At 55.6% G+C, this 17,541-nt stretch carries 13 protein-coding genes; 6 read left to right on the forward strand and 7 right to left on the reverse strand.

The window, feature by feature from the left end:
• Window positions 1-27 precede the first annotated feature (27 nt).
• The 4 genes from OHL22_RS19225 to OHL22_RS19240 all read right to left on the reverse strand — a co-directional run bounded on the left by OHL22_RS19225 (window position 28) and on the right by OHL22_RS19240 (window position 7,737).
• On the reverse strand, window positions 28-3,684 hold the full coding sequence (locus OHL22_RS19225) for a TonB-dependent receptor (RefSeq protein ID WP_263341068.1): 3,657 nt from the start codon (window positions 3,682-3,684) through the stop codon (window positions 28-30).
• Window positions 3,685-4,061: 377 nt separating this feature from the next.
• Window positions 4,062-5,366: an aminotransferase class V-fold PLP-dependent enzyme gene (locus OHL22_RS19230; RefSeq protein ID WP_263341070.1), complete on the reverse strand. Its 1,305-nt coding sequence runs from the start codon at window positions 5,364-5,366 to the stop codon at window positions 4,062-4,064.
• A 107-nt stretch (window positions 5,367-5,473) separates the two neighbouring features.
• Window positions 5,474-6,889: a porin gene (locus OHL22_RS19235; protein WP_263341072.1), complete on the reverse strand. Its 1,416-nt coding sequence runs from the start codon at window positions 6,887-6,889 to the stop codon at window positions 5,474-5,476.
• Between the two features lie 191 nt (window positions 6,890-7,080).
• Window positions 7,081-7,737 carry a YceI family protein gene (locus OHL22_RS19240; RefSeq protein WP_263341074.1) on the reverse strand — a complete coding sequence of 219 codons (657 nt, stop codon included), beginning with the start codon at window positions 7,735-7,737 and terminating at the stop codon, window positions 7,081-7,083.
• Window positions 7,738-7,888: 151 nt separating this feature from the next.
• Between OHL22_RS19240 and OHL22_RS19245 the strand changes: the two genes are divergently transcribed.
• From OHL22_RS19245 to OHL22_RS19255, 3 genes are all read left to right on the forward strand, one after another.
• Window positions 7,889-8,821 (forward strand): winged helix-turn-helix domain-containing protein, encoded by a 933-nt coding sequence (locus tag OHL22_RS19245; RefSeq protein ID WP_263341076.1) that lies wholly within the window; start codon window positions 7,889-7,891, stop codon window positions 8,819-8,821.
• 136 nt (window positions 8,822-8,957) lie between these two features.
• Window positions 8,958-10,028, forward strand: a complete 1,071-nt coding sequence (locus tag OHL22_RS19250) for a YncE family protein (RefSeq protein WP_263341078.1) — start codon at window positions 8,958-8,960, stop codon at window positions 10,026-10,028.
• 205 nt (window positions 10,029-10,233) lie between these two features.
• Complete coding sequence (locus OHL22_RS19255; RefSeq protein ID WP_263341080.1) at window positions 10,234-11,892, forward strand: amidohydrolase family protein; 1,659 nt, start codon at window positions 10,234-10,236, stop codon at window positions 11,890-11,892.
• A gap of 28 nt (window positions 11,893-11,920) precedes the next feature.
• Here the strand turns inward: OHL22_RS19255 and OHL22_RS19260 are convergent, their stop codons facing one another.
• From OHL22_RS19260 to OHL22_RS19270, 3 genes are read right to left on the reverse strand one after another with little or no spacing between them, the layout of a single operon-like run.
• A complete protein-coding gene (locus OHL22_RS19260; RefSeq protein ID WP_263341082.1) occupies window positions 11,921-12,178 on the reverse strand; it encodes a DUF2442 domain-containing protein in 258 nt (85 codons plus the stop codon).
• Window positions 12,162-12,404 (reverse strand): DUF4160 domain-containing protein, encoded by a 243-nt coding sequence (locus tag OHL22_RS19265; RefSeq protein ID WP_317890911.1) that lies wholly within the window; start codon window positions 12,402-12,404, stop codon window positions 12,162-12,164. The genes OHL22_RS19260 and OHL22_RS19265 overlap by 17 nt, the downstream gene beginning before the upstream one ends.
• 48 nt (window positions 12,405-12,452) lie before the next feature.
• The gene (locus tag OHL22_RS19270; protein WP_263341085.1) at window positions 12,453-13,403 is read right to left on the reverse strand and encodes an ABC transporter ATP-binding protein; all 951 of its coding nucleotides are present in this window, start codon (window positions 13,401-13,403) and stop codon (window positions 12,453-12,455) included.
• 107 nt (window positions 13,404-13,510) lie between these two features.
• Between OHL22_RS19270 and argJ the strand changes: the two genes are divergently transcribed.
• The 3 genes from argJ (at window position 13,511) to OHL22_RS19285 (ending at window position 17,420) form a co-directional block, all read left to right on the forward strand.
• On the forward strand, window positions 13,511-14,731 hold the full coding sequence (gene argJ / locus OHL22_RS19275) for a bifunctional glutamate N-acetyltransferase/amino-acid acetyltransferase ArgJ (protein ID WP_263341087.1): 1,221 nt from the start codon (window positions 13,511-13,513) through the stop codon (window positions 14,729-14,731).
• 566 nt (window positions 14,732-15,297) lie between these two features.
• On the forward strand, window positions 15,298-16,371 hold the full coding sequence (locus tag OHL22_RS19280; protein WP_263341089.1) for a thiamine pyrophosphate-dependent dehydrogenase E1 component subunit alpha: 1,074 nt from the start codon (window positions 15,298-15,300) through the stop codon (window positions 16,369-16,371).
• Between the two features lie 59 nt (window positions 16,372-16,430).
• Complete coding sequence (locus tag OHL22_RS19285; protein ID WP_263341091.1) at window positions 16,431-17,420, forward strand: alpha-ketoacid dehydrogenase subunit beta; 990 nt, start codon at window positions 16,431-16,433, stop codon at window positions 17,418-17,420.
• The last annotated feature ends 121 nt before the right edge of the window (window positions 17,421-17,541 follow it).

The following is a 17,541-nucleotide window of genomic DNA, read 5'->3' on the forward strand; positions in this document are numbered from 1 at the left end:
GCTTTTGCATTGAATGATCCTGACTTACTACCAGGTGATCTTTGCCGAGACCTGCATTTGACGCGGCAGGTTGCTTTGTCCTGATGGGCCTCGTGTAATTTCTCCGAAGGAAGTGTCATTTGTGCTGCCGTCGGGGGATTCCGACCACAGCGGGTGGTTGAGCACGTTGAATGCTTCAAGGCGAACCTGCAGGTGGAAGTTCTCCCACAGTGCGAAGTTCTTCGACAGGTTGGCGTCGAACTGGTGATAGCGCGGGATACGAATACCTGTGTATACGTTCTGCGGCGTTTCGCCGTAGGTGGGTACCTGCTGGAAGTCGGCGCCGTTCGGGCAGCTGCCATCATAGTCGTACGCCAGGTTTTTCAAGACGTATGTCCCATTCACCTCCGTATACTGCTGGGCGCATGCCGCTGCCAGCCGGATATATCCGTTGTCTGTTTGGATGTGTGGCTTGACGTACGCGCTGTGCAGATACACTTCGTTGGGATTTGTCGGCAGAATCCACGGTGCGCCGGTCTGGTAGATGTATAGGCTTCCCAGTTCCCATCCGCCGATAACGCCATCGACAACTCGATTTGCATTTGGCAGGAAGCTGCGGCCTCTGCCTACCGGAAGGAGATAGACGCCCGAGAGCGTGACGCGGTGGGTGTAATCGTTGGCGTCGATCGAGCGGTAAGGGATGCGGTAGGTTGAATCAGCCCATCCACCCGCATCCATGAGCTTCGACCAGGTCCACGTTCCGTGCACGGTGAGAGAGTTGCTCCACTTGTGCATAGCGGTGACCTGCAGCGAGTTATACCAGGTGCGGTAGTAGTTGGTCTGATACTCGGTGATGTCGCCAAACTCAGGAAACGGCCGGGTAAAGTTGAGAGCGTTCAGGGTCGCGTCATTGTAGTAACTCGATCCGTTGAATGCGCTGATCCCAACAAAGGGATTGGTGAGGTTGTTGTTGCTGCAGGTCTCGATTCTGCCGCCGAACTGCGGGTTGCAGGGAATCATGGCCTGATAGTTTTCACGATTGACATTGTCACTGCTGTCGCCGTTGTAGAGACGCGATCCAACATATTGGATGTTGAGCACATCGTTGCGGAAGAACTGATGCTCAAGGCCAACCGAGTAATTCCAGAAGCTGGGAAGCTGATACGTGGGGTTGAGGTACCACGGTCCTTGGCCAAGGTCTTCGAGCAATCCCAGCGTTGAGCCGGTAGGCTGAATCACCGCGCTGTAAGGATTGTCGATTTGATTGGCAAGGTTTGGATAAGTTGTTGCGGGACGCGAAGGATCGTCAGACTGATAGTTGGTGGTTGAGCTGAAACCAAGGGTATTTGGTGCGTTCTCGGGGGTGCGGAAGGACTCGCCGAAGCCGCCACGGAAAACGGTGCGGTCATCCCAGGCCCAGGCAAAACCTACGCGCGGCTGAATGTTATGCCAGCCGGTTTTGTACGTTCCGCGAGGATTTCCATTTGCGCCCAGAAAGGTTACGCCGCCAAGGATCTGGCTGTATCCAGGTACTGAAACAGAAGAGTTGATGGGATTGACTGCAGTTGTACTGAAGGCATAGTCGCCCTGGTTATGCCGCTCTGTTTCGGCTGGCATAATATCCCAGCGAACGCCGAGGTTTAGGGTGAGTTTCGGCGTGATCTTCCAGTCATCTTGCACGAAAGGTGCCCAGTAGTGGCCGGACCAGAAGGTCTTCACGTTGATGGCATCGCTGCCCGAGGTCGGATTACCCAGAAGGAACGATGCAATCGAGTTACCGCTGGCTTGATCCCACGATCCGCAATCGCCACAGTTGGTCTGCGTCCAGGTACGGTCAATCCAGAAGTTGTTACCGCCGCCTACGACATCATTCACGGATTGCATGAAGCGACCGTCGAGCCCAAAATGCAGCGTGTGCTTGTTCTTAATCCATGTAGCAGAGGGAAAGAGCGATAGCGAGTTACTGATCGTCTGTCCGTTGCTGTTGGTGCCCATGCTGGCAAATTCGCTGATATCGAGGTAGGGAAATTCGGAAGCTGCCGCAGGCCCCATGGCAGCGGTCTGTGCAGCCGTCCAGCCAAGCTGCGTCGGATCGAATGGAGGTCCATTGTAGCTGTAGTCGGCGCGTACTGAGACGTTGGCGCGGAAGTCGAAAAGCAGGTTAGGCGAGAAGGTGTGTGTCTCCTGTAACGTGAACGTGTTGCTTCGTTCACCGTGGGGCAACTGGCCTTCTTGTTCCGGGCCGGTGAAGCCGTCGTAGCTGCGGTGCTCGATGCGCTCCCAGTATCCGTAGTGGATGCTGAAACGGTCTTTGGACGACCAGTTCTGATCCCACTTGCCGAGCACGTTGCGGTAGTGATCCGTGTCATTGCCGGGAGCCGTATAGTTGCTTGCGAAGGGATTGGAACCGTTCGCGGTCGCTGTATTCGGCGCAGGGTATAGCTTCATGATGGCCTGAGCCATCGGGTTAATGCGATTCGCTGGAATGACGTTGGCTGGAGTGTTGGGATTAACGGGATCATTGGGTCCGAACTGCTGGCGCACCCAGGATCCATCGGGTTGCTGGACAATGCTCTCGGGGTCTTTGATTTCAATCGGAGCATAGGCGGAACCAGTCCAGTAAACGAGATTGCTGAAGTCACCGTTGATCCACTGCGGACTGGGAACCGCTTCTGTGATGACGTTGGGCTCGATCTCGTTGAAGTTCTCATACTGCATCGTGAAGAAGGATTTGTCGCGGCCGTTGTAGAGCTTTGGAATCCGGACCGGACCATCCAACTCGGCTCCATACTGATCCCATTTCATTTCCGGAGTCGCATACGGAGTGATGTCTGTTCCGGGCGTCGCATTGGCGATGTCCCACTTGTCCTGCCACGTATTCGCATCGAGCCAGGTACGGCGAGCGTACTCGTATACGTCGCCATGCAACTGATTCGTACCGGATTTCAGCGTTACGTCCTCGACGCCGCCAGCCAGCAGACCGTACTGTGCATCGTAAGGATTGGTGATGATTTTGAATTCCTGCACCGAGTCGACCGGGGGCACATAGGAAATCTTGGCTTGGCCGGTGTTGTTGATGGTCGAAGCTGTATTGGAGACACCGTCAAGCATGAGCGCTGTGTTGCCTGCGCCGCCGCCATTGACGGAAAGATTGGCCTGGGTATCGTCAAATGGTCTCTGGTATTGAGGGCTTCCGGTCCAGATGGCTCCTGCGTTGAGAATGGCCAGCATTCCTGGGTCGCGGCCATTCAGTGGAAGTTCCGTGACACGGGTGTTTTCAACCACCTCGCCGTTGTCGGCTTTGCCGAAATCAAGCAAGGTATCGGCATTCACCGTAACGGTCTCGGACGCTGTACCAACCTTGAGTGCAAAATTGACCGTCGAGGTCTGCCCCACCTGCAGAACAATACCGGTGTGTAGCCCAGTGTCGAAGCCTTTGGCCTCGGCTGAGACGCTATAGTTGCCAGGAATCAGATAGGGAATTGTGTAGTTGCCGGAATCGGTAGTTGTGGTTTTCGTATCTACGTTCGTATCTAAATTGTGAGCGGTAATCTGAGCTTTAGAGACCACAGCACCGGATGAGTCCGTCACGCGACCTGTGAATTCCTGTGCGGTTAGCGTGCTTGCTGGGCCAAATATGCACAGCAGCATGATCAAGAAGGCGAACTTGCTCCTCCTCGCTTGAGCGAGAGCAATTTTCTGCATCTACGGCTTCCTCCTGTAAATTCTGCGAGCCTTTTCTGTAACTGTTTTCTTTCAGAAATTCGAATCGTCATCTCGCCCTTTCGCCTTTTGTTATGCGATTGAATTTATTGGATGTAAACGTATTCGAAGACGCCCACAACAATACCGGGAGAAGTTAAAAATTGTCAATGTTCAAATGAAATTTTGAGAAAACGAGGAAACGTATTCTCTCCATTATGCATATAACCTGCACTGGTGGAATAACATGCGCGACGAACGGAAAACCTGCCGGTCCCGCCCAGAAGACGTCATCGCAGGAGCTTGCTGCGAATCAAACCGCGCTCACTGGCGGAATCAATAGGGGGCTGCTTCTTTTCACACGAGCGGAAGCTATCTCTTCAGGCTTTGGCTGACGAGGCGAGCTCACTGACGGCAGCTACAAATCGGTCCAGATCTGGGATTGTCGTGTAGACATGAGGCGTTACGCGTACACAGCTGATGTTTTCCCAGACGATGCCCACGGTGTGGATCTTGTATTTGTTGAAGAGCGCCGACGACAGATCGCCCGGCGTCATTCCCTTCACGCTGACGCCGCAGATGGCGCATGAATACTTGGGATTTAGCGACGTGTGCAGTTCGACTCCAGGAATCTCTCGTACCCGGGTCGCCCAGTAGTCCTTCAGATAGCGGATGCGTTCTTCCTTCCGCTTGCTGCCGATAGCTTCGTGGAAGTTGATCGCTTCGCCAATGCCTTGCTCTAGTGGAAAGCTGCGCGTGCCCAGCGTCTCGAATTTGCGTATATCTGTGCTGTGCGGAACGGAGTTGCAGGTCAGCGGCCACAGCTTTTCGATCTTGTCTTCCTTCACCCACATCATGCCCGTGCCGATAGGTGCCGAAAGAAACTTGTGCAGGCTGGTTCCGAAGTAGTCGGCGTGCAGATCAGGCACTTGGAAATCGATCAGCCCGAACGAGTGCGCGCCATCCGCAATGACTTCGATACCGTGCGCGTGCGCCATGTCAGCAATCTTCGCCACCGGCATCGTTTGCCCAACCCAGTTCACCATGTGCGTTACGTGAATGATTTTTGTCTTTGGCGTGATCGCCTGCTCATATCCGCGCACGATCACGTCATCGTCTTCTATTGGAAAGTCGAAGCTGATTTGCTTATAGACAATGCCATCCCGCTCGGCGCGCTGCTTATAAGCCTGAATCATATTGGGATAATCCTGCTTGGTGCCGATCACCTCGTCGCCAGCCTTGAGCGGCAATCCATAGATGACGGTATTCAACGACTCCGTTGCATTGCGATTGATCGCGATCTCTGCCGGCTTTGCACCGGCCAACTGGGCAAGCTTCTGCCGCAGCGGCTCGCGGCCCTGGTCCAGAATCTGCCACATATAATACGATGGCCCCTCATTGCTGAGCTGGTTGTAGCGCTCGACAGCCTCCTGCACAACGATCGGAGCCGGCGACACACCTCCGTTGTTCAGATTCATCAGGTTCGGATTGACCGAATATGCCCGCTGAATTGGCGCCCAGAAGTCCTCGTTCTGCGCAGCCTCAAGCGCATTCAGGTGGCTTACCGAGCGCGTTGCCGCAGCAAAATCGGCAGCATGAGCCTGCTGAAAGAGTGAGGTCAACGAAAAGGCTCCAGTAAGAGCCGCAGACTGCTTCAGGAAGATGCGCCGGCTGTTCGGAATCATACCCAGCAATTTAGGCGTTCAGCCGCCTGTACGCAACGAAAAATTGCTGCTATCGAAAGCGGGCGTAATCGTGGACTTACGCAAGAGCGCGCGAAAGGCGACTTTGCCTAAAAATGAAAGATCAGATCACTCGCCGCCGTGAACTGAAACTGTGCGCGGCCGTCATCATAAGCGGCCCGATCCCAGGCGCGGTCAAATCGTATCTCGGGTCGAAGCTGCACTGTTGTGCCCCAGGCGTGATTCCACATCAACGTTAGTTCGGAATATCGCGTTGCTGTTCCAGTGCGCTGCCCTTTCTTGTCGTCTAGAAAATCCGCGCGGGCAGCGAGAAAGTCGTGAGCTGTAAGCTCTTTCTGCAATGAACTTTCCACCGCATATTCGGGCGCGGTGCAGCGAAGCTCGCTTCCATAACAATAGGCAGGATTCGTACCCTGCTCGGGCTTTATCGGCGTGGTGTCTACCGGATCGGCAGCCGGCACATCGCGCTCATACATATACCAGGCTTCGCTTGCCAGATGTACAGTCTTAGAGAAGCGGTGATACCAGGTAGCGTCGTATTGCTGTTCGTTGTTGAAAGCATATTTGGCGTCATTGATTCCATTGGCGCACAGATACAGATTGTCGTTGACTGAGGCTGTTGTGTAATCGACGCAGACAGTGAGCGATGGCTTTGCGTCGGGTGTCCAAAGGGCAACATCATGACCGCCTGCGACGCCTGCCTGAACTAGCCACTGATCGTTGAGCTTGGTTGTCAGCAGAATGCCGGTGTCGGTAAAGGGGTCGATCGAGTAGAGCAGCGAGTGGCTGAATACATAATTGTTTGGGGCAAGTTGAGCCTCAATGCCGGGAACAGAGATGTAGCGGCCAATGCGAAGATCCGATCCGCCTTTGCCTAAATGTGGAAGGTAGAGATCCAGATACTCAAGCGCTGGATCAAATCCATACTGGCGGTGCAGATCGATCCATTGATGACTGAAATATCCCTTAGCCGTGGTGAAGCGGTAGTCCGTTCCGTACAGACCCGTGATGTGAAAACCCCAATCGATGTGATCCTGTTGCACTGTATCTGGAAGCCGCTCGATGTATAAGACAACCTGGTTCATTTCAAGCCGGTTTGAGTAGACATCATTCGCCTCGGGAATGTTGGATTGCGAAGAGGTGCTTCCATTGACCGTCGGCTCAAACCATCCGTACCACTTGGTGCGAGGCAGGTTGCCGTTGGGGTGCAGGGCTGTCATCAGTGGATAACTGGCAGTGTCCGGCTCGCCGATGACAGGTGAGCCGCCATAAGACCAATCGGATGCGGGAAAGGGCGGCGAATCGAGCGGTGATGGTAATCCACGGCGTGCCGGTGCAGATGTGGCCGGCCCTGTAGCCGGAGCGGGAAACCAGTCATCGTGATAAAAACGGCTGAGCCGGGAAAAGAAACCTTCAGTATGTTGCGGCTGAGGCGCATCGATGGAAGCTGGCTGTGAAGATGTTGCGTCAGGAACCGGCTGTTGCGATTGAGCCGGAGAATTCATAAGAACGAAGGCACACACGACAAGAACCAATAAGCCCAGAGAACGTAAAGCGGATATAACGTGCATCTCCAGAAAAAAGAAGTCAACCGAGTATAGATGGTTGACCTCTGGTGGAGATAGGGCAGAGCAGGAATGTGCGCTGATTTAACGTGTAGGCATAGATCGGCTTCAGCAGAACCCGCGTTGCCTGTCTAGTGCTTTGCCACCATCTCATCTGCTTCCACATCAATCTCAATCGCCACATCCGGCTTCATTGGTGATGTTCCAAGCTCCATCAGGTTGTCGCGCACCATGCCGAAATCTCCGCGCTTCGTTTCCGCGGTTGCGTGAAAGGAGATCCGTTCCGGTTTGCCTGCAGGGGTATCCGGGAATGCGCCCTTGAATGAGAAAACAATCGGCACTGTCTTCGTTATTCCGCGAATCGTCAGCTCACCGTCCATTACCCATCGTCCTTGCATGTCGTGGTGAATGCCTCGTCCGCGATAAGTCATTGCGGGATAATGCTTCGTGTCGAAAAAATCTGCCCCGCGTAGATCCTCGTCACGTTCAGAGTTCTGAGTGTTAATCGTCGCCGTGTCGATGGAGATATCCACAGCACATTCGGCCGGATCGCGTCCCACGATGATCGTGCCGGTTGTCTTGTCAAACCGTCCGCGTACCACGCCGACGATGTGGTGCCAGGCGCTGAAGTAAACAAAACTATGATCCGGATCGATCTTGTAAGTGCCGGAGGAGGGCAGTTCCGGGTGCCTTGCCGCTTGCGCGATACCGGCAAACAACAAAAGGGATGCTCCGAAGGCCAGGGACGTGAAGCGAATCAAACAAATGCGGCGTGAAAAAGCGGGCATGGTCTAAACCTCAACTGGATATGCGCGATGGTCCGCGGCAGCTGCTACGCTATCCATCAAAGGAGTAGAAAGTCCTGAATCCGGTCTGAAACACTCTGAAAAAGCTCTGAAAGATGCTTCGGAAAGCTCGATAGAAAGCCAGATAGATCGAATGGACCCTGTCAATACAGCAAATCTCCGGATCGGCGAGTGGACTGTAGACCCAGCCGCTAACCAGATCCGCTGCAACGGCAACATCGTTCGCCTCGAAGAACGGCCGATGCGGCTGCTGCTTGCTCTCGCCGACCATGCAGGCGAAGTTGTCAGCATCGACGATCTGCTTGAAACCGCCTGGGCAGGTGTCGCCGTCTCCTCCGATTCCGTCTATCAGGCCATAGCATCCCTGCGGCGTGCGCTCGGCGACGACCCCAAACAGCCCGCTTACATTGCGACCGTTCCCCGCCTCGGCTACCGCTTGGTTGCCCGTGTCGAACGGTTAGCCGCGTCCGATCAGGATGGTCAACCGACATTCACGGCACCTGAAACCTCAAGCGGAGCCAGACAACCGCAAACTTCGCGCCGGTTTGATCTCCAGTGGATTCTCGTAGCTGCCATTACCGCCGCTCTCATGACCGCATTTTTCGTCTACGGCCGTCCGACTTCGATCCCACAAACCGCTTCAGCCGCAATCACGCCAGCGCCGCCTGAGCGATCCATTGCAGTTCTTCCATTGCTCGATCTCACGCCAGGTATGCAGCAGGAAGAGTTCGCCGACGGCATGACCGAGGAGCTGATCGACAAGCTCAGCAATATCGCCGGTCTGCGCGTTCCCGCTGCCACCGCATCCTTTTATTTCAAGGGCAAACAGCTTCCGCTTCCTGAAATTGCCCGCGCGCTCAACGTTACCTATATCCTCGACGGCAGCGTTCGCAAAGATGGCACATGGGTACGCATCGCCGCGCGTCTCGTCCGAGCCGACACCGGCTATGTCATTTGGACCGATACTTACGATCGCCCTTTCAAAGAACGCATCATGATCCAGGACGATATCGCCAGCGAAGTTGCTAAAGCATTGCAGGGAACAATCAGTCGCGACGCGCGTTGAACGCAGATTTTGGCCCAACCTTAAGCGTGGCTTAAGGAATCGGAGTGTATGCTCCTTGCGGAGAATAAACAAGACCACTTAGTCACTTGAATTGACAGGTTTTGCGGTTTCCAGATCACTTCCAGGAGCGGAATCTATGCTGTCGAAGTCGTTGGTTCTCATCGCGTTCGCTGCTGCTCTTCCGGTCGTAGTTCCTGCTCACGCGCAGGAGAGCGGCCCATACAAAGTCCTCAAAATCCAGCTCACCGGCGGCGAAGGCGGCTTCGATTACGTCACTGCTGATCCGGACGGACGCAATCTCTATGTGGCGCGCTCAGGCCCCTCCGGCCACATTGGTGTCTTCAATCTCGACACGTTGGCGCAGGTTGGTGATATTCCCGGAACCAGCGGTCACGGTGGCGCGGTCGATACAGCAACCGGCCATGGGTTCGCCACGTCAAAACCCGTCACCATGTTTGACGCTAAGACCTTCGCTGTCATCAAGAAGATCGACGTACAAGGCAATCCTGACGGCTATCTGAACGATACCTACAACCACCACTTTTATGTTCTCAGCCATCAGGCGCCCAACATTACCGTGCTCGACGACAAGGACGGCTCCATCCTCGGAACCATCGACATTGGCGGTGCCCCCGAGCAGGCAGTCACCGACGGCCACGGCAAAATCTACGTCGACATCGAAGACAAAGCCGCTATCGCCGTCATCGACGCCAGCACCATGAAGATGACCGGAAAATATGACGTCTCCAGCAAAGGCTCCGGTTGCGCTGGCCTCGCTCTTGACGCAAAGAATAATATCCTCTTCGCCGCCTGCCGCGAGAACAAAAACATGGTTATCCTTTCCGCCACGGACGGTCATATCATCACCGATCTGCCCATTGGCAATGGCTGCGATGGAGCTACCTTCAATCCCGAGACAATGGAAGCCTTCAGTTCACAAGGCGATGGCACGCTCACCGTCATCAAAGAGGAATCGCCGACCAGCTTCAGTGTGGAGCAGACCATTCCGACGCCCGCTCGCGCCAAGGTGCTTACGCTCGATACCAAGACCGGTCACATCTTTACCATCACCGCTGAATATGGCCCCGTCCCCGCTGCACCGCCAGCCAATGCGCCCCAACCGCCACCCGGTGCGCCAGCGTGGATGCGTGGCCCGCGTGCACCCATGATTCCAGGCTCGTTCCAGATTCTTGAAATTGGCAAATAGCTGCCGAGGGCTGCGGTTCTCACCCACAGCCCAATTTTTTGTCCAGATAATTCCTGCACGAAAACATCCCCAACTCCGCTTGCACCGGGTTAGTCTAAGCAGGAAGTTTCCGCACTTAATTCCCAATCAGCAAGATCGAATTCCAGGCGTGCCAGTGCATGTCCCGGCTGGCCCCCATTTCAAAAAGAGGAGTGGACAAGTTAGGATGAAAACTACCCGTCGCGGTGCTATTGCGTGTTTCGTTGGAACTCTATGCGTTGTTGCGGGCCCCGTTCTGGTCGCACAAAAAGCCGTCAAGCCTGAACTGGTTGCCGCTCCCGACCGTAAGCCCGGCGAAGGAATGGGCCCGTACGACCGTCTGGTCATCCGCGGCGTAACCGTCATCGATGGCACAGGAGGCGTACCGATCGGCCCCGTTGATGTTGTCGTCGAACACGACCGCATCACAGATGTGCAGATCGTCGGCGCCGACAAGGTTCCCATCGATCCCAAGCATCGCCCCGCCAAAGGTACCTATGAGATCGACGGCACCGGCATGTACCTCATGCCCGGCTTCGTCGATACCCACGTCCACTATGGCGACGCGAAGAAAGCTCCCGAAGCCGAGTACGTTAACAAGCTCTGGCTGGCCCACGGAGTCACTACAGTTCGCGGCGTTCCCGCCGGTCCGCTCGACTGGTCTCTCCACGAGCGCGAGCGTTCCAATAAAGACGAAACCGTCGCCCCACATATCTTCGTCTATCAGCCCGCGTTTTCTGGCGACGGTTGGAAGCCGCAATCCGTTCTAACTCCCGAACTTGCTCGTCAGTGGGTCGATTATCTGGCGGATAAAGGTGCAGATGGCGTCAAGATCTTCGGCGAAGATCCCGAGATCGCCGCCGCTCTGTTCGACGAAGCCAAGAAGAAGCATCTCGGCACCATCGCCCATCTCGGCCAGAACTTCGAGTCACGCCTGAACGCACGCGAGGCAGTCGACCTCGGCCTCGGCACCGTCACGCACAACTACGGCCTCTTCGAGTCGCTCCTCGACAACTCCACCGTTCAGGACTATCCCACGGGTCAGAACTACGGCGATGAACAGATGCGCTTCGCCCAGGTCGCTCGCAACTGGAACAAGATCTATCCGCCAGGCTCGAAGCAGTGGAACGACTTCCTCGAAGACCTTAAGGCGCACGACACGGTGATGAATCCGACGATGGTCATCTACTCGGCCAATCGCGACCTCATGCGCGCCTACACCGCCGAGTGGCACAACAAATACACACTGCCCTCGCTCATGGACTATTACCAACCCAACCGCACCAACCATGGCTCCTATTTCTACTACTGGACCACCGAAGATGAAGTCGCTTTCCGCAACTTCTATCGTGTATGGGAAGAGATGATTAAGGACTATAACCAGATGGGCGGCCATGTCACTGTCGGCACTGATGCGGGGTTTATCTTCCAGACCTACGGCTTCGCGTACGTTGAGGAACTTGAACTGCTGCGCGAAGCAGGTCTAACCCCGCTCGAAGTCATCCGTTCCGCCACGCTTTACGGCGCAGAAGAGCTTTCAAAGCCCAAAGGCATCGATCCTGACTTCGGCATCATCCGCGCGGGCAAGCGTGCAGATTTAGTGCTCGTCGATCAGAACCCGCTCGCCAACCTCAAAGTCCTCTACGGCACCGGCTGGATGAAGCTCAACGACCAGACCGGTAAAGTGGAGCGTGTCGGCGGTATCAAGTATGTGGTGAAAGACGGTATTGTGTACGAGCCTAGCAAGCTCTTAGCCGACGTAGCCGCTATGGTGCAGAAGCAGAAAGGTGAGAGGAAAGGCCAGATGGTAAGCCGTCAAGGTGTGGAGGTCCCTGCGGTGGAATAAACGTTGGTTATTTGAAATTTACTGAGATTCAGGCTGCTGCGTCTTTGTGAGGATGAGATTGATCTCCGAGCCCTCGCAGCAGCCCATCAATCGAAATATCTTCATCGAGTGCTTCCCAGTGAAGGCCGCGACGGCTGACACGGAACTCCTCGCGCTGTTCGGCAGATGCAGACAATAGGCGCGGAAACCAGGCTAACGGCACACCAAGAACACGGCCATCGGCCAGCGTTACCCACATGCTGTCCGCATCAAAGTGAACACCGGTTGCCTCAGCCGAAGTGCTCATGCCATGCCCTTTCTATGCGCTCGCGATTGGCTTCGACGATACTGTGGAGCAGACGAAGCGCCCGCGCGTCGTAGCCATCATTGTATGCGACTCTCACTTCCGGACGAAGCCAGAATTTTGCCTCACAGCGATCTTTCTCGACGTGAATGTGTACTGGCTCTCGTGGCGATCCTTCGTTTGAATAGAAGAAAAATCGAAATCCGCGCTCGCGAAAGACTTCAGGTATGAACTGAGACTATCGTATTATCTGGTTGCGATCCTTGATGAAGAACCACTACCAGCTATGCAGCCAAACATCATCCATCCCAATCCGGACCTCAGTCTGAAACAACTCACTCAGCACCGGCCCGGTCAATAACTCCGCCCTCGGACCATCCGCGATAATCCGCCCCTGCTTCATCAGCAGCACGCGATCGATCTCCGGCGGAATATCCGCCAGATGATGTGTCACCAGAATCAATCCCACGCCATCGCGCATCAGCGTCCGCATCGACTCGCGCAGGTTCCGCTGCGCTGCCAGATCCAGCGCATTTGAGGGCTCGTCCAGCAGCAATTGCCGTGGCCTGTGTACCAGTGCTCGAGCAATCTGAATCCGTCGTTTCTCTCCAGCCGACATCTCACCGATCCGCTGCCCAGCTAGCTTCGTCGCATGAATCCGCGCCAGCGCCTCATCGGCCCGCTCACGCATCTCGTCCGTCACATGCAGATTCGGCCACAGCGTCGAGGCCGAAAAGAATCCGGCAAGCACGGCGTCACGGCCCGTCGTCTTCGCGGCAGTGCTGCCCGCCGAATCCGGCGCGCGGTTCGACACTGCTCCGGCGAGCGAATCAGAAACAATGCCGAAGCGCTTCCGCAGTTCCGTCAGATCCCATCGATTGCGCCCAAAGATCGAGATATGCGGAGCAGGCTGTGTAGGCTGGCTCAAATCTCCCGACGGCGGAATTAGCGGATACAGCTCGCAGTTCATCGTCCGGATCAGCGTCGATTTGCCGCACCCATTCGGTCCCAGAATTGCCACATGCTCGCCGGCACGAATGCTGAGATTCAAGTCCTGCAGAACCACGCGGTCGCCCAACGCGACGTATACGTTGCGTATTTCGAGGAAGTGATCTTCGCTGCTGGAAGAGGAAGCAGAAGTACCAGAGGGAAAAGGGAACTGATTCGGAGTCACACTCATATCTTTTGTTAGAGTAAACGGGTTGACCATTGGATCCAGAGTCTCCATTCCGACTTGCGGCAGCCCTCGTTACTGCTGAAAGCACATCTCCGCCCGACGTGAAAAACTAAGACGTCTGGCATGAAAAACTAGAGTTGATTGGTACTTCAACAACCATGAGTGATATTTCACAATTCCTGATTCCAGCGGGCTTCCGCTTCGCAGCCACAACAGCGGGTCTCAAGCCCAGCGGTCGTCCAGATTTTGCCATGATTGTCGCCGATGAAGCAGCCAGTGCGGCTGCGATGTACACGGCCAACCGTATTACTGCGGCTCCGCTTACAGTGGATAAAGCAAACATGGCTGCAACCGGCGGCCGCGTGCGCGTCGTCGCCATCAACGCGGGCAATGCCAACTGCGCCGCAGGACAGGCTGGCCTCGACGCCGCATACGCCACCTGCAACGCAGCCGCTATCGAGTTCGGCTGCACCCCTGATGAGGTTTTTCCGTCCTCTACCGGCATCATCGGCGTTCCGCTGCCAGCCGAAAAACTCATTTCCGCTCTTCCACGCATTAAGGCCGCGCTGGGCGCAGAGTCCGATCACTTCCAGCAGGTAGCACAGGCCATTCTCACTACGGACCTTGTCGAAAAAACGGCCTTCGCTCGCCTCAGCATTGAGGGTAAGGAAGTGCGTATCGCAGCCGTAGGTAAAGGCTCCGGCATGATTCACCCGCGTCTCGTTACGGCAGTTCCGCACGCGACGATGCTGGTCTATATTCTCACCGATGCGGAGATCGAGCCTGCAGTTCTTCAAAGCATGCTCGACTCAGCCGTCAACGTCGGTTTCAACCGCATCTCTGTTGATGGAGATACTTCGACCAACGATACAGTGCTGCTCCTCGCCTCCGGCGCAAGCGGCGTCAAGATTGATGCTGACCATCGCGAATTCGCGGCCGCGCTCAAGCTGGTGGCCACTTCCCTCGCGCGCCAGATCGTAGCCGACGGGGAAGGTGTCAAGCATGTTGTCGAGCTTCAGATTCAAGGCGCAACCAGCGACGCCGACGCACTCAAGGTTGCGAAATACATCGCGCATTCGCCGCTGGTAAAGACAGCCTGGGCAGGCTCCGATCCCAACTGGGGACGCCTGATGGCCGCCATCGGCAACTCCGGCGCGGAAATCGACCCGGAGCGCATCGACATCTGGTTCGGCGATCTGCGTATTTGCCGCGACGGAGGCCGCGCCGTGGAGCTTGATCAGGCCGCAGCTCACGCGTATCTGCTGCAGTCTGAGTTCTCCATTCGCATCGAATTGAATCAAGGCGACGGTTCCTGCATCTTCTGGACCACAGACCTTACGGCGGAATACGTTCGCATCAACGCCGACTACTCCACGTAGCCGGGCAGTGCGCATCAGGTCGTATTTGATTCGGAAAAAAGCAGGCAGTCTCATGGGAGGGAGATGAGACTGCCATCGACAGGAGCATGCGGAAAATGGAGGAGCAATGGTAGCGTGAGATCTGAAATTCCCGCGGCCAGATGGTTTCCTCTGACCGCAAGCGTGTTACGTTGCGTTCTTTAAGAATCGGATGAATCGGTATGACAGGGGCCCGTATAAAGCCGGTTGGTGTATGAAGCAAAACAGAGTTAGAAGAGGTTTCCAACCGGATGCTTATGTATTCGGCAGCCATCCGCCAAATGACGAGATAAGCTTCGCACTCAAAGTAAAAATCTGCGGCTTTTGACGTGACTTTAGTTTTCCCCAGGCTACATCTCACTTCGGCATGCACGGCGTGGCCGGATAGCTTATGCTTTGCTCAAACGACGATTTGCAATAGAAACATCACTCCACTGCGCGCAGGAGCACGGAAGACGCCTGCTGAGACGGCTAGATAGGTTTGTCCGGCCATTGGGAGTAGCGAAAAGCATCATACAATCGAGATTGTTTGAAGGGTTGAGGGGATTATGGCAACCAAGGCAAAGGAGCCTGCCGAGGCTCAGGCGGCGAACAGCGGATCGGAAGGCGGCGGCCTCATCAGCAACGACAAGCTGCGTCAAATGTATGCCACCATGCTCAAATGCCGCACTTTGGAAGAGCGCGCCCGCGTGCTCTTCAAACAGGGCAAGTTCACCGGCAATTACTACGCAGCTGTCGGCCAGGAGGCAACAGTCGTGGCCACTGCCGTCGATCTGCGCGCCGAAGACACCATCGGTCCCTCGCATCGCGATTTCATCACTGGTTTCGTCAAGGGCGCGCCGCTGGACAAGATGTTCTGCCATCTCTTCGCACGCGCCAACTCACCCGACAAAGGCCGCAGTTCCCCAGCGCATTTCGGCTACGCTCCACTCAACATCATCACTCCGTCCTCGACCATCGCGGCGCAGCTCAACATCGCCACCGGCGTTGCTCTGGCCAACAAAATGAAGAAGAACGACAACATCGCCGTGGCCTACTTCGGCGATGGATCGACCTCGCTCGGCTTCTGGCACGAGGCGCTGAACTTCGCGGGAGTGCATGATCTTCCCATCATTTTCGTCTGCCAGAACAATCTCTGGGCGGAGTCGGTCAACCTCAAGTTCCAAACTAGAGTGGAAGACCTCAGCGTCAAGGCGCATTCCTACGGGTTCCCCGGCATCACGGTCGACGGCAACGACGTCGTGGCCGTTTATCGCGTTGCTCAGGAAGCCATCAATCGCGCCCGCCGCGGCCATGGTCCTACTCTGATTGAGTGCAAGACCTATCGCTGGTATGGCCACTCGGAGATTGATCCGGCCAAATATCGCGATCCGGAAGAAGTGGAACACTGGAAGGCCAAGGACCCCATTGCGAACATGGAAAAGTATCTGACGGCCAAGAAGCTTTTCACGCCTGAGTGGAAGCAGGAGATACTCGACAGTTTCAATAGCGAGCTCGACGCCGCAATAGAAACAGCCGACAAGTCCGCGCCACCCGAGGGAGTCGAAGCGCTCGATCACGTCTATTCCTTCGAAGTGCGCGATCGCTGGCTCAACCCAAAGACTTATTCTCCGTCTTATTGACCTGCCGCCTCTTGTTATTGCATGTAACGCTCTTGATTTGAATTCAGACAGGGAATGTCATGGCACTTGTAACCTACATCGGTGCAATCACCGAAGCGCTCCAGGAAGAGATGCGGCGCGATGAGCGTGTTTTCATCATCGGCGAAGATGTCGGCGTCGAAGGCGGCGTCTTCAGAGCCACCAAGGGACTCTACGAAGAGTTCGGCGCCGCTCGCGTCATCGATTCGCCTTTAGCCGAGGGCATCATCGTTTCTTCAGCAATTGGCGCGGCTCTTGGTGGCTTGCGCCCTGTGCCTGAGATTCAGTTTTCTGACTTCATCACGCCCGCCATGGACGCTCTCACGCAGCAGGCTGCCAAGCTGCGCTATCGCTCCGGCGGCTCGCAGACCTGCCCTCTCACTCTGCGCGTCTGCTACGGTGGCGGCGTAGGCGGTGGTCTGTATCACTCGCAGACCAACACCACCTGGTTCGCGCATGAGCCTGGTCTCATCGTGGTAGCGCCCGGCACGGTCGCCGATGCGAAAAGCATGCTCAAAGCCGCTATCCGTCAGGACGATCCTGTCGTCTACTTCGAACACAAAAAACTCTATCGCTCTATCAAGGAAGAGTTGCCCGACGAGGGCGATTTCGTCACCGATCTCTTCCATGCTGCAGTGCGCCGCCCCGGCAAAGACATGACACTCGTCACCTACGGCTGGACACTGCAACTCTCCCTGCAGGTCGCAGAAAAGATCCACGCTGAAACCGGTGCGGAGATCGAGGTCATCGACCTGCGCATTCTCAATCCTCTCGATCACGACACGTATCTGGAATCGCTCTCAAAAACAGGCCGCCTGTTAATCGTCCATGAAGATCACAAGACCCTCGGCATCGGCGCTGAGATTGCCGCAACGGCAGCTGAACAGGCATTCGACTGCCTGGCCGCGCCTATCGTACGCGTCACCGCGCCCGATGTGCCTTCGATTCCATTCTCCTCATCGCTTGAGAAGTTCTATCTTCCATCAGTGGACAAGATCGTTGATTCAGCTACCAAACTGCTGAATTATTAATCGGTTACGAATGAGTTCACTAATGCTCACTCAGGGCTAAAGCGTGCCTGTTTCGTTGACCCTCCTCTACTTTCTTCAGTAAAGTTAGTTTATGAGTCGAGCCGCACGCCTTAGGCGCGCC

The organism is Acidicapsa dinghuensis (genome assembly GCF_025685685.1).
Classification (GTDB): domain Bacteria; phylum Acidobacteriota; class Terriglobia; order Terriglobales; family Acidobacteriaceae; genus Acidicapsa; species Acidicapsa dinghuensis.

Bases quoted from the DNA above. Each gene is read 5' to 3' on its own strand.
- OHL22_RS19225 (WP_263341068.1), bottom strand. From the start codon at position 3,684: ATGCAGAAAATTGCTCTCGCTCAAGCGAGGAGGAGCAAGTTCGCCTTC.
- OHL22_RS19230 (WP_263341070.1), bottom strand. From the start codon at position 5,366: ATGATTCCGAACAGCCGGCGCATCTTCCTGAAGCAGTCTGCGGCTCTT.
- OHL22_RS19235 (WP_263341072.1), bottom strand. From the start codon at position 6,889: ATGAATTCTCCGGCTCAATCGCAACAGCCGGTTCCTGACGCAACATCT.
- OHL22_RS19240 (WP_263341074.1), bottom strand. From the start codon at position 7,737: ATGCCCGCTTTTTCACGCCGCATTTGTTTGATTCGCTTCACGTCCCTG.
- OHL22_RS19245 (WP_263341076.1), top strand. From the start codon at position 7,889: ATGGACCCTGTCAATACAGCAAATCTCCGGATCGGCGAGTGGACTGTA.
- OHL22_RS19250 (WP_263341078.1), top strand. From the start codon at position 8,958: ATGCTGTCGAAGTCGTTGGTTCTCATCGCGTTCGCTGCTGCTCTTCCG.
- OHL22_RS19255 (WP_263341080.1), top strand. From the start codon at position 10,234: ATGAAAACTACCCGTCGCGGTGCTATTGCGTGTTTCGTTGGAACTCTA.
- OHL22_RS19260 (WP_263341082.1), bottom strand. From the start codon at position 12,178: ATGAGCACTTCGGCTGAGGCAACCGGTGTTCACTTTGATGCGGACAGC.
- OHL22_RS19270 (WP_263341085.1), bottom strand. From the start codon at position 13,403: ATGGAGACTCTGGATCCAATGGTCAACCCGTTTACTCTAACAAAAGAT.
- argJ (WP_263341087.1), top strand. From the start codon at position 13,511: ATGAGTGATATTTCACAATTCCTGATTCCAGCGGGCTTCCGCTTCGCA.
- OHL22_RS19280 (WP_263341089.1), top strand. From the start codon at position 15,298: ATGGCAACCAAGGCAAAGGAGCCTGCCGAGGCTCAGGCGGCGAACAGC.
- OHL22_RS19285 (WP_263341091.1), top strand. From the start codon at position 16,431: ATGGCACTTGTAACCTACATCGGTGCAATCACCGAAGCGCTCCAGGAA.